This is a genomic window from Gilliamella sp. ESL1225, from assembly GCF_058502635.1.
Map to the genome: position 1 here is coordinate 1,024,932 of NZ_CP196358.1, position 26,916 is coordinate 1,051,847.

24 protein-coding genes are annotated in these 26,916 nt (G+C 29.9%); 16 read left to right on the top strand and 8 right to left on the bottom strand.

Annotation, left to right across the window (positions count from 1 at the left end; translation table 11 throughout):
- The first annotated feature begins 6 nt into the window (after window positions 1-6).
- The 4 genes from ACSYSW_RS04620 (at window position 7) to ACSYSW_RS04635 (ending at window position 4,225) form a co-directional block, all read left to right on the top strand.
- The gene (locus ACSYSW_RS04620; RefSeq protein WP_491704473.1) at window positions 7-684 is read left to right on the top strand and encodes an LpoB-related protein; all 678 of its coding nucleotides are present in this window, start codon (window positions 7-9) and stop codon (window positions 682-684) included.
- Window positions 684-1,730, top strand: coding sequence for a beta-N-acetylhexosaminidase (nagZ, locus tag ACSYSW_RS04625; RefSeq protein ID WP_491704472.1), 1,047 nt, complete (start codon window positions 684-686; stop codon window positions 1,728-1,730). The genes ACSYSW_RS04620 and nagZ overlap by 1 nt, the downstream gene beginning before the upstream one ends.
- Window positions 1,711-2,952, top strand: coding sequence for a sigma 54-interacting transcriptional regulator (locus ACSYSW_RS04630; RefSeq protein WP_491704471.1), 1,242 nt, complete (start codon window positions 1,711-1,713; stop codon window positions 2,950-2,952). Before nagZ ends, ACSYSW_RS04630 begins: the two co-directional genes overlap by 20 nt.
- A gap of 157 nt (window positions 2,953-3,109) precedes the next feature.
- On the top strand, window positions 3,110-4,225 hold the full coding sequence (locus ACSYSW_RS04635; protein ID WP_491704470.1) for a glycosyltransferase family 9 protein: 1,116 nt from the start codon (window positions 3,110-3,112) through the stop codon (window positions 4,223-4,225).
- A gap of 49 nt (window positions 4,226-4,274) precedes the next feature.
- Here the strand turns inward: ACSYSW_RS04635 and ACSYSW_RS04640 are convergent, their stop codons facing one another.
- Window positions 4,275-5,483 (bottom strand): polysaccharide pyruvyl transferase family protein, encoded by a 1,209-nt coding sequence (locus ACSYSW_RS04640; protein WP_491704469.1) that lies wholly within the window; start codon window positions 5,481-5,483, stop codon window positions 4,275-4,277.
- 165 nt (window positions 5,484-5,648) lie between these two features.
- Entirely contained in the window at window positions 5,649-6,884 is a 1,236-nt protein-coding gene (locus ACSYSW_RS04645) for a glycosyltransferase family 9 protein (protein WP_491706315.1), read from the bottom strand.
- Window positions 6,885-7,180: 296 nt separating this feature from the next.
- Here ACSYSW_RS04645 and msbA (ACSYSW_RS04650) point away from each other — a divergent pair, with 296 nt between their 5' ends.
- From msbA (ACSYSW_RS04650) to ACSYSW_RS04660, 3 genes are all read left to right on the top strand, one after another.
- Window positions 7,181-8,917, top strand: a complete 1,737-nt coding sequence (gene msbA / locus ACSYSW_RS04650; RefSeq protein ID WP_491704467.1) for a lipid A export permease/ATP-binding protein MsbA — start codon at window positions 7,181-7,183, stop codon at window positions 8,915-8,917.
- A gap of 33 nt (window positions 8,918-8,950) precedes the next feature.
- On the top strand, window positions 8,951-10,699 hold the full coding sequence (msbA, locus tag ACSYSW_RS04655; protein ID WP_491706091.1) for a lipid A export permease/ATP-binding protein MsbA: 1,749 nt from the start codon (window positions 8,951-8,953) through the stop codon (window positions 10,697-10,699).
- Between the two features lie 128 nt (window positions 10,700-10,827).
- Window positions 10,828-11,961: a glycosyltransferase family 9 protein gene (locus tag ACSYSW_RS04660; RefSeq protein WP_491704466.1), complete on the top strand. Its 1,134-nt coding sequence runs from the start codon at window positions 10,828-10,830 to the stop codon at window positions 11,959-11,961.
- A gap of 43 nt (window positions 11,962-12,004) precedes the next feature.
- Here the strand turns inward: ACSYSW_RS04660 and ACSYSW_RS04665 are convergent, their stop codons facing one another.
- Window positions 12,005-12,955 (bottom strand): glycosyltransferase family 8 protein, encoded by a 951-nt coding sequence (locus tag ACSYSW_RS04665; protein ID WP_491704465.1) that lies wholly within the window; start codon window positions 12,953-12,955, stop codon window positions 12,005-12,007.
- 138 nt (window positions 12,956-13,093) lie between these two features.
- Between ACSYSW_RS04665 and ACSYSW_RS04670 the strand changes: the two genes are divergently transcribed.
- The 4 genes from ACSYSW_RS04670 to tsaB are packed head-to-tail and all read left to right on the top strand — an operon-like array spanning window position 13,094 to window position 17,706.
- The gene (locus ACSYSW_RS04670) at window positions 13,094-14,080 is read left to right on the top strand and encodes a glycosyltransferase family 8 protein (RefSeq protein ID WP_491704464.1); all 987 of its coding nucleotides are present in this window, start codon (window positions 13,094-13,096) and stop codon (window positions 14,078-14,080) included.
- 2 nt (window positions 14,081-14,082) lie between these two features.
- Complete coding sequence (locus ACSYSW_RS04675) at window positions 14,083-15,054, top strand: glycosyltransferase family 8 protein (protein ID WP_491704463.1); 972 nt, start codon at window positions 14,083-14,085, stop codon at window positions 15,052-15,054.
- Window positions 15,055-15,085: 31 nt separating this feature from the next.
- Window positions 15,086-16,996, top strand: a complete 1,911-nt coding sequence (gene yoaA, locus ACSYSW_RS04680) for a DNA repair helicase YoaA (RefSeq protein WP_491704462.1) — start codon at window positions 15,086-15,088, stop codon at window positions 16,994-16,996.
- Between the two features lie 29 nt (window positions 16,997-17,025).
- Window positions 17,026-17,706, top strand: coding sequence for a tRNA (adenosine(37)-N6)-threonylcarbamoyltransferase complex dimerization subunit type 1 TsaB (tsaB, locus tag ACSYSW_RS04685; protein WP_491704461.1), 681 nt, complete (start codon window positions 17,026-17,028; stop codon window positions 17,704-17,706).
- A 154-nt stretch (window positions 17,707-17,860) separates the two neighbouring features.
- Here tsaB and ACSYSW_RS04690 read toward each other — a convergent pair whose 3' ends face one another.
- Together ACSYSW_RS04690 and pagP are read right to left on the bottom strand one after the other, a co-directional pair.
- Window positions 17,861-18,130: a GrxA family glutaredoxin gene (locus tag ACSYSW_RS04690; RefSeq protein WP_491704460.1), complete on the bottom strand. Its 270-nt coding sequence runs from the start codon at window positions 18,128-18,130 to the stop codon at window positions 17,861-17,863.
- 283 nt (window positions 18,131-18,413) lie between these two features.
- Complete coding sequence (pagP, locus tag ACSYSW_RS04695; protein WP_491704459.1) at window positions 18,414-19,004, bottom strand: lipid IV(A) palmitoyltransferase PagP; 591 nt, start codon at window positions 19,002-19,004, stop codon at window positions 18,414-18,416.
- Between the two features lie 377 nt (window positions 19,005-19,381).
- Here pagP and folD point away from each other — a divergent pair, with 377 nt between their 5' ends.
- The 3 genes from folD to ACSYSW_RS04710 all read left to right on the top strand — a co-directional run bounded on the left by folD (window position 19,382) and on the right by ACSYSW_RS04710 (window position 21,678).
- The gene (gene folD / locus ACSYSW_RS04700) at window positions 19,382-20,233 is read left to right on the top strand and encodes a bifunctional methylenetetrahydrofolate dehydrogenase/methenyltetrahydrofolate cyclohydrolase FolD (RefSeq protein WP_491704458.1); all 852 of its coding nucleotides are present in this window, start codon (window positions 19,382-19,384) and stop codon (window positions 20,231-20,233) included.
- 220 nt (window positions 20,234-20,453) lie between these two features.
- Window positions 20,454-20,945 carry a peptidylprolyl isomerase B gene (gene ppiB / locus ACSYSW_RS04705; protein ID WP_491704457.1) on the top strand — a complete coding sequence of 164 codons (492 nt, stop codon included), beginning with the start codon at window positions 20,454-20,456 and terminating at the stop codon, window positions 20,943-20,945.
- Window positions 20,938-21,678, top strand: coding sequence for a UDP-2,3-diacylglucosamine diphosphatase (locus ACSYSW_RS04710; protein WP_491704456.1), 741 nt, complete (start codon window positions 20,938-20,940; stop codon window positions 21,676-21,678). The genes ppiB and ACSYSW_RS04710 overlap by 8 nt, the downstream gene beginning before the upstream one ends.
- Window positions 21,679-21,698: 20 nt before the next feature.
- Here ACSYSW_RS04710 and modC read toward each other — a convergent pair whose 3' ends face one another.
- Genes modC through modA form a run of 3 tightly spaced genes read right to left on the bottom strand, consistent with a single transcriptional unit; the run spans window position 21,699 to window position 23,862 of the window.
- Complete coding sequence (modC, locus tag ACSYSW_RS04715) at window positions 21,699-22,379, bottom strand: molybdenum ABC transporter ATP-binding protein (protein WP_491704455.1); 681 nt, start codon at window positions 22,377-22,379, stop codon at window positions 21,699-21,701.
- A gap of 1 nt (window position 22,380) precedes the next feature.
- Window positions 22,381-23,070: a molybdate ABC transporter permease subunit gene (modB, locus tag ACSYSW_RS04720; RefSeq protein WP_491704454.1), complete on the bottom strand. Its 690-nt coding sequence runs from the start codon at window positions 23,068-23,070 to the stop codon at window positions 22,381-22,383.
- Between the two features lie 12 nt (window positions 23,071-23,082).
- The gene (gene modA, locus ACSYSW_RS04725) at window positions 23,083-23,862 is read right to left on the bottom strand and encodes a molybdate ABC transporter substrate-binding protein (RefSeq protein WP_491704453.1); all 780 of its coding nucleotides are present in this window, start codon (window positions 23,860-23,862) and stop codon (window positions 23,083-23,085) included.
- A 307-nt stretch (window positions 23,863-24,169) separates the two neighbouring features.
- On the opposite strand from modA, the gene ACSYSW_RS04730 reads away from it, so the two are divergent.
- Complete coding sequence (locus ACSYSW_RS04730) at window positions 24,170-24,988, top strand: TOBE domain-containing protein (protein WP_491704452.1); 819 nt, start codon at window positions 24,170-24,172, stop codon at window positions 24,986-24,988.
- Between the two features lie 73 nt (window positions 24,989-25,061).
- Complete coding sequence (gene modF, locus ACSYSW_RS04735; RefSeq protein ID WP_491704451.1) at window positions 25,062-26,522, top strand: molybdate ABC transporter ATP-binding protein ModF; 1,461 nt, start codon at window positions 25,062-25,064, stop codon at window positions 26,520-26,522.
- Window positions 26,523-26,916 lie beyond the last annotated feature (394 nt).

The following is a 26,916-nucleotide window of genomic DNA, read 5'->3' on the forward strand; positions in this document are numbered from 1 at the left end:
ATAAAGATGAAACAATTTAGCTATTTCTTTACCAAATTAAAATTGATGCTAATTATCTTTTGCATGATGATATCGTTGACGGGTTGCCAACTCTTATTAAATAATCAACGAAATAAAATAGAGGCGCCAATTCAAGAAGCAGAAATTATTGATCCGGCAATTTTAGAAACACCCCCACAACTAGAACAAACTATTGATTGGAATTCTATTTTAATTCCTTATGTTCATTTATTGTTTCAGTATTCGTCTGATACGCCTTCTCTTGTAGTAAACGCTAATCCCCGTCTTTTAATTAGTGACATTCAAAATAAAACAGATAATTATTTAGTCACGACTCAAATCCAACAAGCCTTAAATAATCTTATAAACGAGCAAAGAAAATATGTCATCGTTGATAGTGTTGCGGTTACTGAAGCAAAACAGTCTTTAGCCATTACTGCTGATGATAATTTGGTATCAAGGGGTAAAATGATTGGACTTGCTAAATTATTAAAAGCTGAATATGTTGTTTTTACAACGGTTTATCAATCTCCAACTTTAACTGACGATGGGGATTTAGCAATAGAATTATTATCTACAAAAACAGGCGAAATCATTAAACGTGTAACAACAGCAGATTTACGTGAAGTAGAGCCGCCGTTGATTGATGATTCTGATACTAATGATGATAAGGTTTTACATTAATGGGTCCATTAATTATCGATGTAGCAGGGTTAACACTGACAATGGAGGATAAGGAACTTTTAAAAGATCCTTTAATTTCCGGAGTTATTTTATTTTCTCGTAATTATGAAAATCTATCACAATTACAAGAATTAATCACTGAAATACGTATAGCTGCTAAGAAGCCGTTATTGATAACCGTTGATCATGAAGGGGGGAGAGTACAACGTTTTAAAAAAGAGTTTACCTTGATCCCACCAGCTCAAGCATTTGCTGCTTTCAATACAATTCCTAAAGCTAAATCATTAGCATTTGATGCGGGTTGGGTAATAGCGATGGAATTAATGGCATCTGACATTGATTTGAGTTATGCACCAGTGCTTGATTTAGGTCATGAGTGTTTAGCAATTGGGAGTCGTTCATTTCATCAAGATCCCGAGATTGCATTTCAAATCGCTTTAGCAATGATTGATGGTATGCATCAGGCGGGCATGAAAACGACAGGAAAACATTTCCCGGGACATGGTTATGTTTTGTCTGATTCACATAAAGAAATATCAGTCGATAATCGTTCACGTGCTTTAATCGAAAAAGATATGCAGATATTTGCACGATTAATTTCTTCACATAAATTAGATGCGATTATGCCGGCACATGTTATTTATTCGGATATTGACGATAAACCTGCTAGTGCTTCAAGTTTTTGGTTAAAGCAAATATTAAGACAACAATTACATTTTGATGGCGTAATATTTTCGGACGATTTATCAATGGAAGGTGCTTCAATATTAGGATCATATGGAAATAGGGCTAAAGCAGCATTAAATGCAGGTTGTGATTTGTTGCTTGCCTGTAATAATCGACAGGGCACGTTAGCAATTTTAGAAGAATTATCACGAATTAATCAAAAGGAATCATTACTTTTATCAAAAGCTGATTGTTTATTAAAAAAACGGTCGGTTTCGCGTTCAGACTTAATAAAAAGTCAAGAATGGAGAACAAAGCATGATAATTTAATGAAACTTAATCAGATTTGGATAGAAAATTATGAAAACAGCAATCATTGAAATTGATGCGCAAAAACATCTTATTAATTTTAATAAAGCCGCAAAAGATCTATTTCCTGATGAATTGTTGTCCTTACATCATCTTTTTGAGTATAAAGATATTTTTAATATTACTCATTCTACTGAAATAGAAACCCGTAATGACATGATTTTAACAATGCAGAATCAACTTTATTTATTTCAAAGAGTGCCTTACGGTAATCATACTCTTTTTATATTAGAGCCAATTGATTATCTAAAAAAACGATTATCAAAAATTAACGTGGTTAATAAACAAGCTTTTGAGCTCTTTGCAACTGAAAGTCAAACGATGCAAAAATTAATTGCTAAAGCCAAAGCTTTTTCATTACAACGTGAACCATTACTTATTTCTGGCGAGACAGGTACAGGTAAAGATTTATTAGCACTAGCTTGCCATCATTATAGCTCACGAGGCGATCAAGTATTTTTAGGGCTAAATTGTGCTGCCATGCCTGATGATGTGGTTGAAAGTGAATTATATGGTCATGCAGCTGGTGCATATGTAGGTGTAACAAATGATAAAAAAGGATTTTTTGAACAAGCAAATGGTGGTTCTGTATTATTAGATGGCATCGATGAAATGTCATTTCAAATGCAAACAAAATTACTTCGTTTTATCAATGATGGTTATTTTAGACGTGTTGGTGATGATAATGAGGTTTATGTTGATGTTAGAATTATTTGCGCTACCAAAGTTGATTTATCTGTTCTTGTAGAACAAGGCAAATTTAGAAAAGATCTTTATTATCGTCTTAATGTTCTTTCTCTTCATATTCCTTCATTACAAGAACGCAAAAATGATATTTCTATGTTAACGCAATTTTTTGTTAATGAATTTGCAAGCAAACAAGGTACTCTCCCAGCTAAGGTAGATAATTCTGTCTATTCTTATCTAAATCAATATTCCTGGCCGGGGAATGTAAGGCAACTGAAAAATGTTCTTTATTCTGCTTTAGCTCAATTAACAAGCCATTTATTAACGATTAAAGATATTGTTTTACCTTTACCTTCAAATCGATCTCATTCTTTTCTTGATGATCTTGAGGATAAAACACTCGATGAAATGATAAAACAATTCGAAAAAGACATTTTGACTAATTTATACGAACAATATCCTAGTTCTCGTAAACTGGCAAAACGACTAGGGGTATCGCATACGGCTATTGCGAATAAGTTAAGGGATTATGCAGTTGGTCGATGACATAATTTCTTATCGCGTAATTATATTTCTACAATAGTTTAAATATGAGTAAATATAAATGGTTAAATTAATAATTAAATTTTAAATAAAACAATAAATTATAATGTATAATCTATTTTAATAAGTAAAAAATTAAAAGTCGATTATTATTTTGATTATGGTTAAACAATTAAAAATATTGAATAGATATAGAAATTTGCTATTCAAGCGATTAAAAAATGATATAAAAAGATTTTTATTAAATTATACAAAAAAAGCTAAAACGCCGTTTAATATTGCAAATTACAAATCAGTTCTGCTTGTACTTTGTGATTCTGGTATAGGAGATGTGATTGTATCGTCTTTTCTTATTTATGAATTAAGAAAACATGGTTATATTGTTAATGTTGTTGTTGAGGACAGAATAGCGTTTCTGTTTAAATCGTTTGTAAAAGTAGATAATGTAATCCTTTTTGATAAGCGAAAAATAAAATCTTTTATTAAAGCTAATAGAATGAATGAAATAGATCTTGCAATTGATTTAAATGAGGAAGGAAGTAATAGTCTTCGTCGAGCACAGATTATTTCTGCTTTTCATCCTTTGCATACTATTGGATTTAATCAATCCAAATTCCGATTATATGATACTTCGATAGAATATAAATTATATGATGCCCATATAACTGAAAGAAGCTGTATCATTTTAAATCTGCTTAATATTTCTTATGATAAAGTTAGCTATCATTTCAGCGTAGCAAATCAGGACATGATAAAAGCAAAATCCTTATTAAATAACTTGCTCACAAGAAGTAAGCCTTTTCTGTTAACTTTTAATCCTTTTGGCTCAGATAGTGTTAAAAGTTTTTCTGAAAAACAAATTGAAGACATCACAGATTTTTTATCTTCTCAATCTAAGTGTATAACAATTATTACTGGCAAACAAAAAGATCTCAAAAAGATACGTAAAAAACCCAATATTATTATTAATCAAGATCCTTCTTTTTTTGTAACAACTGCGTTAATTTCATATTCTAATTTAGTTATTACAGTAGATACTTCAATTGTACATATTGCTTCATTTTATGATATTCCAACTATTGCACTTTATAACAATAGATATAATAAGCATTTTAATCAAAATAAAGTATGGGCACCATTAGGGGAAAAATGCTCTCAGATTTTTACTGAGGAATATTTGCATAAAGAATTAGGGGATCCGGTGGAAGATTTACCTTCAGAAGTCATTATTGAACAAATTCAAAATTATTTAAAAGATAAAAATATTTTAAAATGATTCATTGATAATTTTACTTGTAATAAGAGAGTATTCTATGAATACTCTCTTATTTGCTAAAGGAGTTGTTTTTCAGCCATTTGTTATCAAAAAGTATATTCTCATTAATGGTGTCAATATTAGAAATATTCAATAATTCCTTATAATTTATCTTACTTTGGTAAGTAGGTTTATTTATTTGAATTGAATTAAGGAGCTTTATATAAGCATGCTCAACTTCTTTTTTGTGAGCGATAAGTTTCTCATTTTTAGATTTAATATTATCTATTAAGTCATCAAGTATCTTATAAACTTCTGTTATATCAGTTTGGCTGGTAATACTTTCCGATAAAAATCCTCTACATGTCCCAGCTCGTGGATCATGGGCAATATTAATATTGGGAATGCCTAAGGAAGAACTCATTCCACAACCATGGACGCGAGTTGAAATAACTAAATCGAATTTAGCATAAAGATCAATATAATTTTTAGCATCATAGTTATAATATACGTTAGTATTTTTACCGAAGAGTTTATAAACCATAGCAATTTCGTCGATATAATGGCAAATAAAAGAGAATTCAATATGTTGATATTTTTCAATAAGATTGTTATATAATTCAATTGTATATAAAAAAGTATCATCATTGATGTTACCATCGGTTACAGTATCTTTCGCAGTTAAACCAAAAGATAAAGCAATTTTATTTACTGTTTCAATCTTTTTATGATTATTTAATCCAGCCGAAAATAATGCGGGGCATGGTAAATATTGGAAGTTATATTTTTTTGCTAATTCTTTTTCTAATAAGGTTTTATCTCGAACAGTTTTAATTAGAGCTTTCTCACAGATTTCTTGTATCACTTCATTGCCATTATCTAAATAGCCTACCCCTATTATCATGACAGGTAAGTTATTGTTAATGATATGTTCATAAAAATTAATACAGCGGTGAGATAACCATTCAGGTGTTCCAGCAAAAACAGCCAAATCCACGAAATCTAAATTGGTATTAAATTTAATAGAATTATCATGAAAACCAATTTTTAAATAAGCAGTTTGTTGATAGATATTATTAAGAGTAGTATAGTTTGTGGGTAATTTAAGGTTACGAAGTCCAATTGAATAGCCATTCATTGGTCTAATATCAGGATTTCGATTATAAATTATACTATTTGTTTTATTAAAAACTTTATCAAAAAGATTAGTTATTCCAAATAAAATAAATTCATCGCCTGGGTTCCATTGTCGAGTTGTATTATAAATTATGTTATGCATTGAGATATTTCCTTACATTACTATACTATAAACATTCCATTATTTATAGAAAATTTAATGACAATTTTTATATATTTAATAATTCTAAATCTAATGCCTTGTTTCCATTTTTGCAACTTATTTAAAAAGTTTAATATTTTTATATAAATATACCTTTATTTATAATCATTTATTAATAAGTAATTTATTAACTTCATTAAAAACCATATTAGAATTAATGCTTTTAATGCAAATTCTATTATTTTTATGATTGATACAATGTGAGTTCCATTCATTATTTATCCATTCACAAGAACTCGCACAAGATTTAGTTGAAATATTAATATTACTACTATAACCATAGACTTCAGGTGAAGTCGGACCAAAAATGACCACCGATTGCCCTCCATTTAACGCTTTGCGTAAATGTACCATACCGCCTTCACTATCAATATGTATCAATGAATTTTTAAGTAAGACTTTTAATTCATTTAAATTGGTTTTACCGATTAGATCAATATCAATATTATCTATTTGATGACAACGATCTAATGAAACACCTAGCTGCACTATTTTATAATCTTTATGGTGTTTTTTAATTGTTTCAACTAGTTTATTATATTCTTTTAAATCCCATAGTTTGACGGATTCTATTACATTTGATGAACCATCTACACCACGATTAATTGTAATGTAATTTTGTGATTTTAGATTAAATTTTTCTAAAACATTTATTTCATCATAAATAAAAGGTTTATATTTATAATTTTCTTGAATTTGTAAAATTTCATCAATATCAGCTTGTTGTATTCGTTTTTTATTATTAATCATTAAATATTGATTTGTCACTCCATCTAAAAAGGGTAAATAATCAAAAAATTTCTTATTTTTTTCATAAAATTGTTTATAAATGTTGATTAGATTAATGAGTTTTTTATCACTACCATATTTTGATAAGCTAATGTTGTCTTCTTTGATAACTGGAAAACGAGATAAGTGAATTTTTAGTAAATAAATTTGGGAATCATAATTATGATCTTTTTTGCTATAAATATGATATTTGCTCGAACCATCTAGTTTTTTTATTTGTTCGGGACTATTAACAAAAAAATCGATAGAAATACTATCGTTATTTAAATATTCTTGAAGATAAGCTGCATAGTTAAAAGCAATTAAAATATCACCTAATCCACCATCTAAATACAGTGCTATTTTATTATTTATAGGAACTACTAACGGATGATTTTTATTATCATTATTAGAAGAAGAGGCTATATTTTGTTGTTTTAATTTATGTTTTTTAATCGTTAATAATTGTAGTAAATTCCACCAAATTAATTTAATTGCTACTTTTTTATATTTGGAAGGATAGCGATCTCTATAAATATTTATTTTTTTTATTAATTTATCGAAATAATTCATATTACATAATTACCTTAATTCTTACATTATAAACATATTTTTATCAGGAACAGGAATTCGATAAGTAATTTAATATAATTATTAATAAAAGAAAACAAAAATATCAATTATTTTTATTACAAGCAAACTTATAATTAATGCATAACTTTAATTATTAAATCAAAAAATGATAATTTAAAATGTTTTATAATGATTGCTAATTTATTTTATCGAAATGATAAAAGCAAACATATTTTTTAAAAAGCTTGTTATTTTGTAGTATAATCTCACTAATATTATTATTTGCAAGCCTAAATATGAATAAAAAATTCAATTCTTGGACGACATTAAAAAAACTCTGGCCTTTTATTAGGAATTATAAAAAGGCCTTGGTTGTAGCTGTTATTGGATTGATCATTAATGCAATAACAGATTCAACAATGATTTTATTAACGAAACCATTGCTTGATAATGGACTAATGAACAAAAATTATGACTTACTTATTTTTATTGCAATTGCGATTATATTATTGATTGCAGTTAGAGGATTATCAAATTATGCATCAAGTTATTGTTTGGCATGGTTATCCGGTAATGTTATTACTAAATTTAGACAAATGATTTTTAATCATTTACTTAAAAGTCCTGTTAGTTTTCATGATAAAAGTTCGATAGGTCAATTAGTAACAGTTATAACCTTTAATACGCAAACATTATCTAAAGCTTCTTCTGATGCTCTTATCATTATTGTGCGTGAAATTTCTTATGCAATTGGATTGTGTGCTGTAATGTTTTATGGCAGTTGGCAATTAGCTTTGATTTTAATTATTCTTGTGCCTCTTATTATTTTTATTGCACAATTTATAGCTAAAAAATTTAGAAAAACATTAGAATCAATTCAAAAGGGAATGGGAGATATTACTTCGTCCGTTAATGCAATGTTACAAGGACATAAAGAAGTTCTTATTTTTAATGCTAAGGAATATGAAAAAAATAAATTTAAAATAATCACAGAAATATTTCGTCGCGATATGTTACGAATTGAATTTATTTCAAGGTTATCGACTCCTATAATTCAATTAATTGCCACAATGGGACTAGGTTTTATTTTATATATTGTTGCAAGTCAGCAAATGAATATTACTCCCGGCTCGTTTACAGTTGTTTTTTCTGCTATGGTGGCTGTAATGAGACCACTTCGTGAATTAACTAATTTACATGTTGAATTACAAAAAGGTTCAGTTGCATGTGAATCATTATTTAATCTTTTAAATCAGCCTCTTGAAGAAGATTCCGGAACAATAGAAGCTAATCGAGTTAAAGGTGATATCCAATTTCAAGATGTTATTTATCATTATCCTACAAGTCCTACTCCTATTCTTCAGAATTTTAATTTAAAAATTAAATCAGGTGAAACAGTTGCGTTAGTTGGGCGTTCTGGAGCAGGTAAATCAACAATTGCTAATTTATTGCCACGCTTTTATGATGTAAATGAAGGAAAAATATTAATCGACGATATTAATATTAAAGATTATACATTGAAATCATTACGAAAACAGATTGGTTTTGTTTCGCAGCGCGTTCATTTATTTAACGGTACCATTGCAGAAAATATTGCTTATGGTGGTAAATACAAATATACCCGAGATGATATTGTAAAAGTTGCTGAATTAGCTAATGCAATGGAATTTATTGATAAATTAGAGCAAGGAATTGATACACCGATAGGGGACAATGGTACTTTATTATCTGGAGGGCAACGACAACGCATTGCGATAGCAAGAGTTTTATTACGTAATAATCCTATATTAATTTTAGATGAAGCAACGTCAGCTTTAGATAATGAATCTGAAAGAGTGATACAAGAAGCAATTGAAAATCTTAAAAAAGAACGTACTTCGATTATTATTGCACATAAATTAACGACAATTCAAAATGCTGACCGCATTTTAGTGATTGATGAGGGGAAAATTGTTGAAGAAGGCAATCATCAATCTTTACTTAACCAAAACGGTATTTATGCTCAAATGCATAAAATACAAATAAATACTTAATAAAAAATTATGAAATTAAATAGTAAGAACAATATGAATGATCATAATATTGATCGTGATTTTTCAACCTGGCATACGTTTAAAAAGCTTTGGCCATATATTTCACAAAATAAATTAATTCTTTTTATTTCTATCATTCTTTTAATCTTAAGTGCTTTTGCGGATACATCCTTAATAGCTATATTAAAACCATTATTAGATCGCGGTTTTTCAATGAATGATCATGATTTTTTAATGATGGCTCCGATTTATATTTTCGGTTTAGTCTTACTTCGAAGTATTGCCAACTATGGTTATTCCGTATTTTTAGCTCTGATCTCGGGCAAGATTGTGATGAAATTTAGACAGCAAATATTTAATCATTTTGTTGATTCTCCTACTTCCTATTTTGATCACAATTCAAAAGGAAGACTCATGTCTCGTGTTACTTATGATACCGAACAGGTTGCATCCTCTTCATCGGACGCTCTTATCACGATTATTCGAGAAACTGCCTTTATTATTGGTCTTTTTTATACCATGTTTATGAGTAGTTGGCAGTTATCTTTATCACTTGTTATTATTACCCCCATAGTCATAGCACTAATAACTTTTATTTCAATTAAATTTAGAAAACTGGCCAAAAACATGCAAAATTCAATGGGTAATGTCACAATGTCAGTTGAACAAATGTTAGAAGGTCACCGAGAAATTATTGTATTTGGAGCTCAAGAAGAAGAGTCAAACGGGTTTATCAAAACGAGTAACAAATTTAGGCGTGATACGATGCGTTTGGTTTCTATTTCGTCATTATCTACTCCAATTGTACAACTTGTTATTTCCTTTGCTATTGCATTTGTTCTTTTGACTGCAAGTAATCCGAGTTTAAATATTACTCCAGGTGAATTTACAGTTGTTTTTTCATCACTAGTCGCCTTAATGCAGCCTATAAAAAGTTTAACAAGTGTTAATGCGAATTTCCAAAAAGGGATGGCAGCCTGTCAGACATTATTTTCCATTTTATCATTACCAATAGAGAAAGATACTGGAAGTCTAACTATTACAAATGTAAAAGGGAACATTGAATTTAAACATGTTACCTTTACTTACGAAACACAACAAACACCCGCTATTAACGATATAACTTTTTCTGTTCCAGCTGGTAAATCGATTGCTTTAGTTGGACGTTCTGGTTCAGGTAAATCGACAATTGCGAATCTAATCCCTCGATTCTATGATATTGAAAAAGGCGAAATTTTTATAGATGACCATAATATTAAGGACTTTACTTTGCATTGTTTAAGAGAACAAATAGGTCTTGTATCGCAAAATGTACATCTATTTGATGACACAATTCTTAATAATATTGCCTATGGAAAGTTAGAGCAGTATAGCCGTGAACAAATTGAAGATGCTGCTAAAAAAGCTTATGCCTATGATTTTATCATGAAACTTGATGAAGGTTTTGATACTAAAATTGGTGAGAATGGCATATTACTCTCTGGAGGACAACGACAAAGGATAGCTATTGCCAGAGCACTTTTACAAAATAATCCGATTCTTATATTAGATGAAGCGACTTCAGCATTAGATACTGAATCAGAACATATTATTCAAAAAGCGTTAACTGAATTACAAAAAGGAAGAACCTCGATTGTTATTGCACATCGATTATCAACTATCGAGAATGCGGATACTATTTTATTTATCGAAGAGGGGAAAATATTGGAACAAGGGACGCATAAACAATTAATGAATAAAAAAGGTGCTTATTATCATTTACATTTAAGTAAATTTGATTAATATTATAAGTATTTAAAATCATATATAAATTTTTATTATAAATAACTATTGTTTGATTTTTATCTTATTTATCTTTTTATTTAATAATTAAGGGTTTTTAATTTATTTATATTGGATGTTTATTATACATGTTATACAATTTTTATAGTGCTATAAAATTAATAAATCGAAAAAGAAATTTAATTATTAAGTCTACTAAACGTAAAATTGGATTGTTCATTTTAAATAATAAAAAAAAATATCAAACTCCATTGGAATTAAATAAATACAAATCAATTGCTATTTTAATGGTAGATCAAGGAATCGGCGATGCTATAATCACTTCTTATCTTATTAATGCTCTTAGAAATAAAGGATTACATGTTTCGGTAATAGTTGAGAAAAGGATTGCTTTTATCTTCAACGATTCTATATGTGTTGATAGTATTATTAATTATGACAAAACAAAAAAAACAAGTCATTTTTTAAAACATGTTATGAATCATCCCGATTTAATTATTGATATAGCTGATAAAAGTAATAATAGTTATAGGCGTGCTAAAATAATCAATCTTCTTAAACCATTACATGTCATTGGATTTAATCAAGATGATTATAAAATATATGATACATCAATAAAATATCAAGAATATAAATCTCATATAACAAATCGAATCAATAAAATTTTGCAACTATTACAAATTAAAACAGATTTTATCCATTATTACATTAATATTCCAAAACAAATCCGTGAATCTGTCGATAGATTTATGACTTCTAAAGTTTATAATAGACAAATTATTATTTTTAATCCTCATGGTTCAAATAAAACGAGAAGTCTATCAGATATTCAAATAGAAAAGACCTTATATTATTTATCTCAATTACCTAATTATTGTACTATTCTAATTGGTGAAAAAGAAAAAATTCTACATATAAAAAGTTTTAAAAATGTCTTTATTAATCCGTTGCCTTCTTTTTCTGCTTCTATAGCATTGATTAAAAAAGCTAATTTGGTTGTTACAGTTGATACGTCTATCGTGCATATTTCTAGAGTTTATAATAAACGAATGATTGCCATTTATAATAACAGAATAATTGATGGTAAATTCATTAATAATTTTGTTTGGGGACCTAATTATGATAATTGTACGCAATTATTTACCTCAGAGAATTTAGGTACAAGTCTGGGTGATGAAGTTGCCAATTTAGATACAAATGTACTCATTAATACCATAAAAAAGGAGTTGGATTATACAATAAAAAGAGAACTAACTTATTAAATAAGAATAAATTTTAAATAAAATTCTCTCATTCGTTAAGTGATCATTTTATGAATTTATGTTGTAAATAATTTAAATAATATTTAAATCCCTTGAAAAATTGTTTATTCTTAAAATATTTTTTCGAATAAATTCGATAATCATTAGCGCGCATTCTAGACTGGTAACTTTTAAGAGGTATATCTGCCCACGGTGTAAAATGTTTATAAAAACAATAAATATTTTGAGCTAAACCACTATGTTCTTTATACCATATCTTTCTTGCACCCGTAAAATGAATGATATAAGGTAATTGTTGTTTATTATTAAAAAAACACTCTTTTTGAGCATCATTCATCCAAGTAAACAAATAATTCCATTTGGGATCGATATATTTTACTTTATCTTGTAATACGATATTTAATGCATCTTGATCGGGATAAATCAGCGGATATTTATTAGCTAATAAAATTTGATTAACTTTATGTTCTGTATCAAAGTTTAGCCAATTTTTTATATTTATATATAAAAAACCAGAGTTAAAATAAATATTTTTATCTAAATCTAACCTTTGGATATTTTTAGCCATATTATCATTATTTAATGAATCAGGAGTGGCAGCACAAACGAATTCTTCTATATTTATATTTGTAATAGAGGATATATCATGAAAACATAAGGTATCAGCATCGAGATAAATAAATTTATCAATAATATTATTTAATAATCTGGGAACTAATAATCGTATAAACATTGAACGATTGATGTGTTTAATTTTATTGTTCGTTTTATTTTCATACTGACTTAATTCAGAATCAGGGATCACATAAGTTTTAATATTTGGGCTTAAAGATTGTAATTTTTTTTCATCTTCCAGACTTACATCATATAAAAAGACATGAAATTGAATATCATTATTCAAGTTATTCATGATTATTGATTGAATTGATGTGCTTACATATTCTAGATAATTAGTATCTGTACAATAAGCAATATGAATATTATTATCAGTCAAAATAAAAATCCTACGATTACCTGTGTTTATTTATACCTAAGAACGGCGATTTGTCAATATAATCTTTGTTTAAAGTCCTTCTTTAACTACCTAACTTATACTATAATGCCTAAACCTAAATTCTACCAATAAATCATTATGGTAAAAACTGATCTTTTAATTCGTGAAAAAACGTTATTATTTCAAAACAATATCGATACTGAAACTGTTTTACATATCGCATTTTGTTTTGATAATAATTATGCAATGCCGGCAGGGATTGCAATGACATCGGTGATAAAAAATAATCAAGATAAAAATTTAGTTTTTCATTTATTTATGAATAAAGTTGAAAAAAACAAAATTTTAAAATTTCATGAACTTAATAATAAAAATGTCACTATTTATTACTATGAAATTAGTGATGATTTTTCAATTAATCCTAATACACTTGTATTACATGTTTCTGCATCGACATGTTTACGTTTTTTAGTACCCGAATTATTACATGATTTAACTTCTCGTATTTTATATCTAGATTGCGATGTGCTTTGTATTAATAATCTAAACGAATTAATTAATATTGATTTAACAAATAAATATGCAGCTGTTGTAGCCGATCTTGAAAAAACACAAATTAAACAAAGTGTTGCTTGTGATATTCCTTATGGTGAATATTTTAATGCTGGTATGATGTATATTAATACTGATACTTGGGTTGAAAATAACCTTACCGAAAAGGCTTTTGACATGATAAATAGCGGTAAAATATTTAAATTTGCCGATCAAGATGTTCTTAATATTTTATGTAAAGGGAAAACGATTTTAATACCTGATAGATTTGATAAAATGGTTGCTCTTACAGTATCAAGTAATCAAGATGCTGATTTAAAAAAAGATACAGTCATCATTCATTATGTTACCGGTAATAAACCTTGGTATAAGTTATATTTAACCAATTTATATAAAACGTATTTTTCATCATCACCATGGGCAAATCAAAAATTAACATTAGCAAATGAAAATGCACCTTCGACAACTCGGCAATATGCTAAATTATTAATGAATCAACATCGTTATTTCAGTGCTTTAAAATATTATGCAATTTATTTAAAACACAAATTTTTTAAAAATAAAGGGAAATAATTATGGAGATAATTCAATATATCAAGCAAAAAAATGAACTTTCGGAAGTAAATTTTCGAGAGACTGAACAAGTATTGAATATTGTTTTATGTTTTGATGATAACTATGCGTTACCCGCAGGTGTTAATATTATTTCAGTTATACAAAATAATCCTAATCTTTCTCTTCATTTTCATTTATTTACTATCAATATATCTGAAGAAAATAGAAATAAATTAGTAAAAATAAAAAGCGAAAATGTTTCTATAACAGAATATGTGATCAATGCTAATTTTAGCATTAATCAAAAAAACACCTCCGTCTTTCCTTTAGCTGCTTGTGCTCGGATAATTGCGCCATTAATTCTTGATAATATAACGCAACGATTACTTTATATCGATAGTGATACGCTTTGTCTTAATAACTTAAGTTCGTTATTTGATATTTGTTTAGATGAGGCTATTGTAGCAGCCATGGCTGATGTAACAAGTGTGCAAGAATCACAATGTGATAAGTATAAAATTAAATATGGAACTTATTTTAATTCAGGCGTGATGTTAATTAATGTATCTAAATGGATGGAGCAAGATATTAGCCAAAAAGCATTAAGCTTACTAAATAGCGGTGAAAAATATAACTATCCAGATCAAGATGTATTAAATATTATAATAGGAACGAAAAAAGTATTATTTGAAAGAAAATTTAATAATTTATTAGGTTTATCGATAAATGGTAATGAAGATTCGCAAGTAAGGAATGATACTGTATTAATTCATTATGTGACGAAAAATAAACCTTGGCATCAACCCTATCGTACAAGATTATTTGATTCTTATTTAGAACAATCTCCTTGGAAAGGTCATATATTACCTTTATATAATAAGAAGAAAACATCTTCTATTCGTGCATATTCACGATTAATGTTCAAACAAAACAAGTATTTATCTGGGTTAAAACACTATTTTATTTATTTACAGACAAAATTTATAAATTAAAAATCATATTTATTAATTAGGTACCCGTTAAGTGCTAACTGAATTTTCAAAAGATGGTTTGCTTGCTAAATCTATTACTGGATTTGTCGCACGTGAGCCACAGAAAAAAATGGCAAATAAAGTGTTTGATGCCATAAAACAACAGCGGTCATTAGTTGTGGAAGCTGGAACAGGGACAGGAAAGACTTTTGCTTATTTAGTTCCAGCGCTGCTAGCAAATAAAAAAGTTATGATTTCAACAGGCTCAAAAAATTTACAGGAGCAATTAGTTAGCAAAGATTTACCGATTATTAGAAAAGCATTAAATTATACGGGTAAAATTGCTTTATTAAAGGGTCGTAGCAATTATTTGTGTATTGAGAAATTTAATTATCAATATGCGGCGGTGGGCGATCTTGATAAAACAATAAGAGCCGATTTAGCACGTATTAAACAGTGGTCTATTAAAACGCGGGATGGAGATATTAGTAAATGTAGTAAAGTTACCGAAGATAATGCAATATGGTCATTATTAACAAGTACTAATGATAATTGTCTAGGCAGTGAATGTGAACATTATGATGATTGTTATGTTGTAAAAGCCCGTCGAAAAGCCTTAAATGCAGATATTGTGGTTGTTAATCATCATTTATTTTTAGCGGATGTGATTGTCAAAAAAACCGGCTTTGGGGAACTTCTTCCTAAAACCGAAGTAATGATATTTGATGAAGCACATCAAATACCTGATTTGGCATGCCAATATTTTGGTGAGCAGTTAACGAGCAAGCAATTATTTGATATCGCTAAAGAGATTAATCTATGTTATCGAACTGAAATTCGCGATATGTCGCAATTACAATTATGTTCCGATAAATTACATAAAAGTATTCAAGATTTACGCCTCGTATTAAGTCAACAAATGTCAAAAGGTAATTTACGTTTTTTATTAAATCAAACAACAATATGTCAAACAATAGGATATCTTTTTGATGCATTAATTTTTTGTCAAGAAGTTTTAGAATTAGCGGCGGGGCGGTCGGCAGTATTAGATAATTGTTTAGAAAGGATTAACGTTTATCACGATTTATTAAAGCGATTATGCGACTTCCAAAAACGTGGTTTTAGTTATTGGTATGAAAGTAATCAACATTATTTTGTATTAGCGATTACCCCTTTATCTGTTGCAGAAAAATTTGCAATTTTAATGAGTGAAAACGGGGGAAGTTGGATTTTTACCTCAGCTACGTTATCAGTAAATAATCAACTAGATTATTTTACTAAACGTTTAGGATTAATTGATACGGATTTTTTAATACTTGATAGTCCTTTTGATTATGAGCACCAAACGTTACTTTGTGTTCCTCGTTATATACCGTCACCGAATGAAAAAGGTAATGCCGAAAAATTAGTAAGTATTTTATTACCTGTCATTGAAGCAAACCACGGGCGTTGCTTTTTTTTATGTACTTCATATGCCATGATGAATGCATTAGCAAAACAGTTTAAAGAAATAACTCAATTACCGATATTAGTTCAAGGTGAAACGAGCAAGGTAAAATTACTTGAACAATTTATTGATTATGGCAACGCTATATTAATTGCGACAAGCAGCTTTTGGGAAGGGATCGATGTGAGGGGAGATACATTATCTTGTGTTATCATTGATAAATTGCCCTTTAGCTCTCCAGATGATCCATTAATGAAAGCTCGCATGGAAGATTGTCAATTACAAGGTGGTGATGCATTTAGGGACGTGCAATTGCCTGAAGCAGTTATAACCTTAAAACAAGGTGTTGGGCGCCTAATCCGACATCACCAAGATAAAGGTGCGATTATTATTTGTGATAATCGCTTAGTAATGAAACCTTATGGTGAAACTTTTTTAACAAGTTTACCCCCATCACCCAGAACGCGTGATATTAATAAGGTTATTGATTTCTTAGTCAATATTCAGGCAAATTAGAATTTTTGAATTAAATAATTGGAAAGAAAATGAATACACTTTTAGCCATTGATACATCCACAGAAGCATGTTCTGTAGCTTTACTTTATCAAGGTAAAATTTATCATGATTTTATATTATCATCTCGTGATCATACTAAACAAATATTACCGATGATCGATGGAATATTAAAACAGGTAAATTGTAAATTATCCGAACTTGATGCTATTGCTTTTGGTCAAGGTCCCGGTAGTTTTACGGGAGTTAGAATTGGTATTGGGGTTGCACAAGGATTAGCATTTGGTATAGATAGACCAATGATAGGTGTATCAACATTAATGACCTTAGCCCAAGGCGCTTATCGAACCGTTAAGGCAAATCATGTTATCGCGGCTATTGATGCACGTATGAATGAAGTGTATTTAGGACAATATCAATTAAAAAATAATGAATGGCAATTATTAACTCCGGAATGTGTTATTGCGCCTGAACTTGTATCGACAAAAGTTAAAAAAATCGACGAAAATACATATTCGGCTGGAACAGGGTGGCAAACTTATCCGACTATGTTAGATGGGATTAAAACCAGCGATATCTTATTACCTGATGCTCAAGATCTTATTGTTATCGCTGAGCAAAAGTGGCAAAAGAAATTAACGATTAAGGTGGAAGAAGTCGAGCCCACTTATTTACGTAATGAAGTTACTTGGAAAAAATTACCTGGACGATAAATTTATTGCAGGGATTATCAGTAATTTATTCTTAATCAGTAATATTTTAATAAACAAACAACAAAGAAAAACAGGGTTAAACCCTGTTTTCGATTTTATTGATAGAATTATTTCATCATTTAAATAAAAATTATTAAAAATATTTTTATTTAAATTACTCGTCTTTAAATAACCCTAAATGTTCTTTAGCATAAGCTTCAAAATCTGTGCAACCGCCAATTGGTTTTTCATCAATAAAAATTTGTGGCACAGTTTCGACGGGTTTCCCGACACTTTTCGAAAGATCTTCTTTGGTTATACCTTCGGCATGAATATCAACATATCGATAAGAAAAATCCTCACGTTCTTCAGAAAGTTTCTCAGCAAGTTCTTTAGCTCGCATACAATATGGACAACCAGGGCGTCCAAAAATTACAACGTACATTTATCACCTCTTTTGTTAATTTCCGGTCAACTGTTTGTTTTTTATAATACGTTAATGAACTTATAAATAAAATCATATTTTTTATACAAGATTTTATTTTATTCATTAAATGGTCTAAAACAAACAAAAATATTTATCATTTCATGAAGCTACTATACTTTAGTTTAATAAAAAAAACTGTTAATTAAAGATTAATTTAATAGATTTTGTCTATTTTCAGTATAGTAAATATAATATAAAAAATAACTTATTAATTTTAAATGATCTTTTACAAAAATATAGTTTACATTTTCCATCTAATCCATGTAAATAAAATATTACCTGTATTATGTTTTACTCCGGGTACATAGGTATTTTGTATTGAGAAGCGATCATATTCGAATGATAATAAAGGTAATGGAGCAGGGAAAGGGATCCAATTATAATCATGACGTGCGGTAAGTCCTAAGGTATAACCTATTCCTATTCGCCATTTACCTTCTTGCCCAAATCGCCAATATTTTTGATAAGCATAACCTGTAAAGGGTTCAATAATATTATGTGAATCTTGAAATTCCATTATGTATAAGGCATGCCAATCGCCATCATCGTCAAAACGTGATACTCCATAACCGATCCCCCAGGGTTTTTCGTTATAGTGATCAATCTTATCCTTATCATATCTTGCTCGATTATGCCAAGTATTAATAGGGATATAAAGATCATAAGTCGCTGATTCCCATGTCGTAATGAAATCATTTTCAATGTTTGCCCAAAGGCTTTTAGGCTTATCAGGATGAATTAAATTATCATTTTGATCGGCTTGTGTTGAATGAATATAACCGAAAAATATCGTTATAACAGTTAGATAAGTAAATAAAATTGATTTTTTCATGTTGAATTAATCCTATATTAAGGTTCAATTCTCTATGTAAGAGAGAATTGATTCTTCTTACTATTTATAACTTATTTTAAAAAAGTTTAATTAATTTACAACACTTATCTAGAGTGATTATTTTCAGTTTTATTTAAATTTTATTTGATAACTCAATACGTATTTTATCATTTTTTGTGGCAATCTAATGAATTAAAAATAGTGTAATCAAATTGTACTATTAGCACAATAAGTTAATAATCAACGCCATGAAAAGCTGCAGTAAAATGGAATGTGATATAGATATCTTTACCGAGTTTGCAATGTCATACCGACATAGACATTCATGCTAACTTTTGCGACAATACGTCCTTTCGATTTTAATCTGGATAAGGTTTATGGCGTCTCGTATTATAGATGGCAAATTAATTGCTAAAAATATCTGCAATGAGGTTAAACAAAAAATCATAGAAAGAAAAACGCAAGGTTTATCTGTTCCTGGTCTTGCTGTCGTTTTAGTTGGGGATGATGCGGCTTCTAAAATTTATGTTAAAAATAAACAGAAAGCTTGTGAAGATATTGGTTTTAATTCATTTGCTTATCATCTACCTACGAGCACAACGAATGAGCTTTTAGTCTTGATTGATGAGCTTAATCAACGTACTGACGTTCATGGCATATTAGTGCAATTGCCATTACCTGATTATATTGATAAAACTAAAGTACTGGAACGAATTAACCCACAAAAAGATGTCGATGGATTCCATCCTTATAACCTTGGTAGATTAGCTCAACGTGAACCTGTGTTACGACCTTGCACGCCTTATGGCATTGTAAAATTATTACAATCAACTGAGGTGAGTCTTGCGGGTTTAAATGCGACAATAGTTGGCGCCTCTAATATCGTCGGGCGCCCAATGGCTCTTGAACTATTATTATTAGGCGTTACACCGACTATCACTCATAGCCGAACGCGAAATATTGAAAAACATATCGCTCAAGCAGATATTATTATTGCCGCTGTTGGGATCCCTAATTTTGTAAAAGGAAGTTGGATTAAACAAGATGCTATAGTCATTGACGTCGGTATTAATCGATTGCCAAATGGAAAATTAGTAGGTGATGTTGAGTATGATGAAGCGATTAATAAAGCGAGTTGGATAACGCCTGTTCCGGGTGGTGTCGGTCCAATGACGGTTGCGACCTTAATGAGTAATACTTTGACCGCTTGCGAATTATTAGATGAATAAGAAAGTTAATCTGATTTTTGTATTTTTTAGTTCATTGTTTTATTTGATATTTATTTGAAATGTGTTTAATTGTTGTTTTTCCATAAGCAAAAACATTAATTAAATAGATAATAAAAATAAATCATTCTCTAAATAACTTAATGATTATGATATAATTGCGTTACATTATAGTTGATTGAGGTTAGTTTTAATTTCGCCTATGAAAAAAAAGGAATCAAAAATGATTGTATTTCATACTAATTATGGGGATATCAAAATCAATACATTTGATGATAAGGCCCCAATAACTGTTAAAAATTTTGTCGATTATTGCCAAGAAGGTTTTTACAATAATACGATATTTCATCGCGTTATTGATGGTTTTGTCCTTCAAGGTGGTGGATTTGAAGTTGGCATGAAACAAAAAAAGACTAAGTTACCGATTCAGAATGAAGCAGATAATGGTTTAAAAAATAAAAGAGGAACGCTTTCAATGGCAAGAACCTCGGATCCCCATTCAGCTACTGCGCAATTCTTTATTAATGTTGTTGATAATGATTATTTAGATTATCGCTCTTCTGACGTTAACGGCTATGGATATTGTGTATTTGCTGAAGTTGTCGATGGCATGGACGTGGTTGATAAAATTAAATCAGTCAAAACCGGTCGAAATGGTATGCATTCTGATGTACCAGTTGAAGATGTCATTGTTAAGAGTGTCACGATTGAATAATCCTTCTCGATATATTATCGCAGATATTCATTTAACAGATAATGAGCCTGTTATATTAGCAGGCTTTTTATCTTTTTTGGATTCTTTACCGGACGGATGCGAACTTTATATTTTAGGTGATCTTTTTGACTATTGGATAGGCAATGATATCAATACGGATATTTCGCAACTTATTGCAAACGCTTTATATAAGTTATCTAAGCGGCAAATTAAAAAATATAATATTGTTGGTAATCGCGATTTTCTATTAGATCAAAAATATGCAAAAATGTGCGATATGACATTATTACCCGATACTTTCTGCCTCTATGATGATAAGCAAACCATTTTATTATTACATGGTGATCTACTTTGCACTGACGATAAATCCTATCAAAAATTTCGTAAAATTATGCATAATAAAATCTTACAAAAGATTTTTTTGGCTTTACCAAAATGGATAAGACAACATATAGCCCGCAAATTACGTCAAAAAAGTGGTGAATATAATCAGCACAAAAATGAATTGATCATGGATGTCAATCAAGAAGCTCTTGTTAAAATGCTCAACGAAAATAATGCTGATATTATTATTCATGGACATACCCATAAACCCGCTAGTTATACTTTTATGGTTAATGATCAACCTAAAAAACGTATTGTGCTAGGTGCGTGGCATAAAGAAATTTGGTTTATTAAACAAGAAGCTAACAGCGATCATTTTATATTACAAAACCACCCTTTTAATGTATAACTTTATAGGGATCATTAACTTTAAAACCAATCTTGCAAATAGTCCCTTTGTAAAATAGATTCAGTCTCGCCATAATCGCGAATATGTCCTTGTTCTAAAACCACAACGTTATCTGCAATGCGTTTAACTTCATTAAGATTATGCGTAACATATAATATTGGAATTTTTAATTGTTCAGCTAAAAGATGAATATAAGTTAATAATTCTTTTTTGCGAGGCATATCTAATGCCGATAGGGGTTCATCCATTAATAGAAGAGAAGGTTGGCTTAATAATGCGCGTCCAATGGCAACGCGTTGCTTTTCACCACCCGATAATTTAACTGGATAGCGATATAATAAATGATTGATATTTAACAAATTAATAATTTCATCCATATTAACGGTTGTTTGTTTAGTCATTCCATATTTAAGATTTTTTATCACGTTAAGATGGGGAAAAAGCAAAGCATCTTGAAAAACGGTACCAATTTTTCGCTTTTCAGGAGGCATAAAAAATGATTTTTCTGTATCGACTAATAATATATCATTTAAGTTAATTATGCCGTTATCAGGTCGAGTTAAACCATTAAGTAGACTAATTAATGTTGATTTACCTGAGCCAGATACACCCAATATGGCAGTAATGCCTTGACTTGGTAAATCTTTTTTAAATTCAAAAGAAAAAGAGGATAAATGTTTTTTAACATTAATCGATAACATCTTAACTCATCCTTCTTTTTTTATGCCAACGGGCTAACCATTCAGATAAAAATAGTGCCACAAAAGATAATAAAATTGAAATAATGCAAATACGCATTGCAGCGAATTCGCCGTCGGGGATTTGCAATAAACTATACATGGCTAAAGGCAATGTTTGCGTTTCACCCTGAATGTTAGACACAAAGGTAATTGTTGCTCCAAATTCACCTAAACTTCTTGCAAAACCTAGCACGACACCGGTTAAAATACCTGGTATTGCCAAAGGTAGAGTGATAGTAAAAAAGGTTCGCAATCGCGTAGCGCCTAGTGTACGGGCTACATGCTCAAGGCGACTATCAATCGATTCAATACTTAAACGAATTGCTCTGACTAATAGTGGAAAAGAAACGACAGCAGAGGCTAAAGCGGCTCCTTGCCAATTAAAACTAAAGCTAATATGAAATGTTTGATCTAACCATTGACCGATCACCCCGCGGCGTCCCATTAAAATCAATAATAAATAGCCAAGCGCAACAGGAGGTAAAACCAGCGGTAAATGCACTAAGCTATCTAATAAGGATTTTCCCCAAAATTGATGACGCGCTAAAAGCCAAGCGATAAATAATCCAAATGGCAAACTAAATAAAATTGCTGTTATGGCAATTTTTAAACTTAAAAATAAGGTTTGCCATTCAAATTCAGTTAATAACATGATGATGATAAATTATTTATTGGCTGCAAACAGTGGAACAAATCCTAAATTTTTGAAAATTGTGGTTGCGGGGTGTGATTTAAGATATTGATAAAAATTCTCACCGTTAGATGTTAATAATGTCATTGGATAGCTGATTTCTGAAAAAGAAGAAACAGGAAACTCACCAATAATTTTTACTTTTTTGCTAATTTTTGCATCCGTACTATAAACAATACCGAGAGCTGCTTCATTACGTTCAACTAACATTAATGCATCACGTACGTTATTTGCTGGCGCAAATTGAGGCGCTAATAGCGAATAGGCGCCTAAATTTGTTAATGATTCTTTTGCGTAAATGCCAGCCGGAACATGATTTGGATCGCCAATAGCTAATTTTTCATTCGCGGGTAAAAGTGATTGCCAATCTGTTTTATCATCAATTTGGATATTTTGTAGTGGTGAATCAATCGGAGCAATTAAAACTAAAGAATTTTTTAATAAGTCTTCTTTATGAGTGACAATATGCTTATCGATTAAATAATTCATCCATTTTTGATCGGCAGAAATAAAGATATCAACTGATGCCCCTTGTTCTATTTGTTTAGCAAGTACAGACGAAGACGCAAAAGAAAAACGGATATCGGCATCTGGATGCGTTTTAACATAAGCTTGTTCAATTTCTTGCAAGGCATTGGTTAAAGACGCCGCGGCAAAAACAACCACTTTTTCGCTGGCATGCGCAGTAAAAGAGGTAATAAATGGAGTTAACAAACTTAATATCAATAAAAAATTAATTAATCGTCGTTTCATCATTTTTCCTTTAATCATTTTATCTTATTTAGTAAAACATCAAAACAGACTAAATAAATAATCTAATAAAGATGTTATTCATTATGTAAATAAATACATAACGATGGTAACAAAGTTTATAATCTCAGTCAAAACTTAAACGTGAAAAAGATGCTTTATTTATAACTCAATCCATTTATCATTCGATTTATTTTAACCACATAACGATAATAGCAATTTGATTTGGGTTAAATGCTTGCATGTATTTTGAAGTCATCACTAAAAACGATTACAATAACTTTCATAATTTACTTTACCGTAATTGTTTATGTTTTCTCCTGAAATTTTATTAACTCTAAACTTAAATCAACAGCTATTTGTTGATTTTAAGCGAATAGCATTATTAAAAGCGATAGCTGCAAAGGGATCGCTAAATCAGGCTGCAAAAGAAATCGCTATCAGTTATAAAGCGGCTTGGATAGCGATTCAAGATATTAACAAGCTTGCACCGAAGCCTTTTGTTATTCTAACTACTGGAGGCAATAAAGGTGGGGGAGCAAGATTAAGTGATTATGCGATTCGATTTTTACAACTTTATGATCGCTTAGCAGAATTTCAGCAGCAAGCTTTTACCATTCTTAAAGATGAAAGTGTGGATCTTGATAATATTTTAGCAATATCGTCTAAATTATCGGTGCAAACAAGTGCCCGTAATCAACTTTATGGCACGATTAAGCAAATTAGCAAAAATACTATTGCTGGTTATATCGTCGTACAACTCAAAGAGAGTCAAACGTTATTAAAAGCCACTGTCACGCAAGCAAGTATAGAACGATTAAAACTGGCTCTTAATAAAGAAGTCATTTTATTAATCAAAGCACCTTTATTGCATATACATAGTCACGAATGTCAAGATAAAACAAAACATGCCTATAATGAGGAAATAATTGAAAACAAACTCAGCGTCGAAGTGGTAAAAATAGAGCAAAATGAATTATTTTGTGACATAACCTTTAGATTGCCATCGGATCACCTTATTTATGCCAACAAAACAAAATCTGATATCGATAAGTTAGATTTAAAAATTGGACAATGTCGAAATATCAGTATTCAACCTAATCAGATTATTGTTGCATCTTTAGTTTAATGATTAAATTGACTCGCAAAGTTTAATTATTAAATTTTTCCTAAAAACTCATTACGATAACAACGAGGATAATATGTTACAGATAGAAAATGCCAAATATAAAATTAATGATCATAAAGTCTTTTCAATTGGTAATTTAAATTTACAAGCAAATGAAAGTTATGCTTTTGTTGGTCGTAATGCTAGTGGTAAATCAATGTTAGCCAAAGCCTTGGCAGGGGAATTAACTTTATTATCAGGTGAAGTCAGCAATCAATTTAAGCGAATAACCTTATTATCATTCGAAAAATTACAAAAAATATTAGATGAAGAATGGCAACGTAACAATACTGATTTATTAAGTGAAGGCGAACAAGAGCCGGGATTAACCACAAGGCAAATGATTATTGCTGAAAATGACGATAAGGAAAAATGTGAACAGCTAGCGAAACAATTTGGCATTTTGCATTTATTAGAACGGCATTTTAAATATTTATCGACGGGTGAAACGCGCAAAACCTTAATTTGTAAAACACTAATGGCAAACCCAGATTTATTAATTTTAGATGAGCCCTTTGATGGATTAGATAAAGAATCAAGACAAAATTTGGCTGAGCAATTAACAGAGCTCGTTTTACAAAATATCACCCTGGTTGTTATTTTAAATCGTTTTAATGAAATTCCTGATTTTATCAAAAATGTCGGTGTTATTGCAGATTGTCAAATTATCGAGATTGGACAAAAAGATATCATATTGAATAATGAAGCAATAAAACAACTACAGGAATTGGAATTATTATCAACAATACAATTACCGCCTTCTGATGAGGTAATTGCAGCATTACCGGATGATAAAACGCGTATTATCCTAAACAATGGCTTTGTTTACTACAACGATAAAACGATCATTAATGGTTTAAGCTGGCAAGTAAAAGCTAATGAAAATTGGCAAATTGTTGGACCTAATGGCGCGGGTAAATCGACTTTATTAAGTTTGATTACTGGCGATCATCCGCAAGGATATAGCAATGATTTAGTTTTATTTGGACGAAAACGCGGCTCCGGTGAGACAATTTGGGATATAAAACGCCACATTGGTTATGTCAGTAGCAGTTTCCATCAAAATTATCGCGTCAATACGAGTGTCATTAATGTATTGATATCTGGATATTTTGATTCCATTGGTGTATATCAAGCCATTAGTGATAAACAAACGCAATTAGCTCAACAATGGTTAACCTTACTTGGACTTAGTGATCAAGCACAAAAACCGTTTCAATCATTATCATGGGGTAGTCAACGACTTGTGCTCATAGCGAGAGCTTTAGTTAAACATCCAACACTTTTAATTCTAGATGAACCATTACAAGGATTAGATCAACTTAATCGAGAATTAGTCAAAAGATGGATCGATTATTTAATCAATGAAGGGCATAGCCAATTATTATTTGTCTCACATCATAATGACGATGCCCCTAAATGCATCAACAATCGTTTAACATTTATGCCTAGCGCCGACCATGGCTATCAATATGTAATTGAAAAGTTGCTATAAATTTAAGGTGATATCTATTAATAATTGTAATAAAGATAGAAATAAACCATCAAAAAATTTTCTTTATAATGTGATTTTTTTTATTAACCATTGAAAAACTTAATAAAGACTATACTTATAAAGTTATCCCCGATGGCTGTGGATAACTCTGTTAATAGATTATTTAAAAAACCATCGACCTCAATGAGCAACAGGATTTAGCTCGATTTGGTTAGATTGTAGGCGTAAAAATAAAAAACGATAAAAATCAATTAGTTATATTAAATCAAGGGAAGTTTTAATAATGCCATAGTGTGTTTTTGTTATAGAATAAACAAAAAATATACGTTTTAAAAAGGTCAAGTCTTTTTGGGGATAATTTTTATTAATAGGTAAAATATTAGGTTACAACGTA

Excerpts from the sequence above, each read along its gene's own strand:
- ACSYSW_RS04620 (WP_491704473.1), top strand. The coding sequence starts at position 7 with ATGAAACAATTTAGCTATTTCTTTACCAAATTAAAATTGATGCTAATT.
- nagZ (WP_491704472.1), top strand. The coding sequence starts at position 684 with ATGGGTCCATTAATTATCGATGTAGCAGGGTTAACACTGACAATGGAG.
- tsaB (WP_491704461.1), top strand. The coding sequence starts at position 17,026 with ATGAATACACTTTTAGCCATTGATACATCCACAGAAGCATGTTCTGTA.
- msbA (WP_491706091.1), top strand. The coding sequence starts at position 8,951 with ATGAATGATCATAATATTGATCGTGATTTTTCAACCTGGCATACGTTT.
- modC (WP_491704455.1), bottom strand. The coding sequence starts at position 22,379 with ATGTTATCGATTAATGTTAAAAAACATTTATCCTCTTTTTCTTTTGAA.
- ACSYSW_RS04630 (WP_491704471.1), top strand. The coding sequence starts at position 1,711 with ATGAAAACAGCAATCATTGAAATTGATGCGCAAAAACATCTTATTAAT.
- ppiB (WP_491704457.1), top strand. The coding sequence starts at position 20,454 with ATGATTGTATTTCATACTAATTATGGGGATATCAAAATCAATACATTT.
- modF (WP_491704451.1), top strand. The coding sequence starts at position 25,062 with ATGTTACAGATAGAAAATGCCAAATATAAAATTAATGATCATAAAGTC.
- folD (WP_491704458.1), top strand. The coding sequence starts at position 19,382 with ATGGCGTCTCGTATTATAGATGGCAAATTAATTGCTAAAAATATCTGC.
- ACSYSW_RS04730 (WP_491704452.1), top strand. The coding sequence starts at position 24,170 with ATGTTTTCTCCTGAAATTTTATTAACTCTAAACTTAAATCAACAGCTA.
- ACSYSW_RS04660 (WP_491704466.1), top strand. The coding sequence starts at position 10,828 with ATGTTATACAATTTTTATAGTGCTATAAAATTAATAAATCGAAAAAGA.
- ACSYSW_RS04670 (WP_491704464.1), top strand. The coding sequence starts at position 13,094 with ATGGTAAAAACTGATCTTTTAATTCGTGAAAAAACGTTATTATTTCAA.
- ACSYSW_RS04690 (WP_491704460.1), bottom strand. The coding sequence starts at position 18,130 with ATGTACGTTGTAATTTTTGGACGCCCTGGTTGTCCATATTGTATGCGA.
- ACSYSW_RS04635 (WP_491704470.1), top strand. The coding sequence starts at position 3,110 with ATGGTTAAACAATTAAAAATATTGAATAGATATAGAAATTTGCTATTC.
- modB (WP_491704454.1), bottom strand. The coding sequence starts at position 23,070 with ATGTTATTAACTGAATTTGAATGGCAAACCTTATTTTTAAGTTTAAAA.
- pagP (WP_491704459.1), bottom strand. The coding sequence starts at position 19,004 with ATGAAAAAATCAATTTTATTTACTTATCTAACTGTTATAACGATATTT.
- msbA (WP_491704467.1), top strand. The coding sequence starts at position 7,181 with ATGAATAAAAAATTCAATTCTTGGACGACATTAAAAAAACTCTGGCCT.
- ACSYSW_RS04675 (WP_491704463.1), top strand. The coding sequence starts at position 14,083 with ATGGAGATAATTCAATATATCAAGCAAAAAAATGAACTTTCGGAAGTA.
- ACSYSW_RS04645 (WP_491706315.1), bottom strand. The coding sequence starts at position 6,884 with ATGAATTATTTCGATAAATTAATAAAAAAAATAAATATTTATAGAGAT.
- ACSYSW_RS04640 (WP_491704469.1), bottom strand. The coding sequence starts at position 5,483 with ATGCATAACATAATTTATAATACAACTCGACAATGGAACCCAGGCGAT.
- modA (WP_491704453.1), bottom strand. The coding sequence starts at position 23,862 with ATGAAACGACGATTAATTAATTTTTTATTGATATTAAGTTTGTTAACT.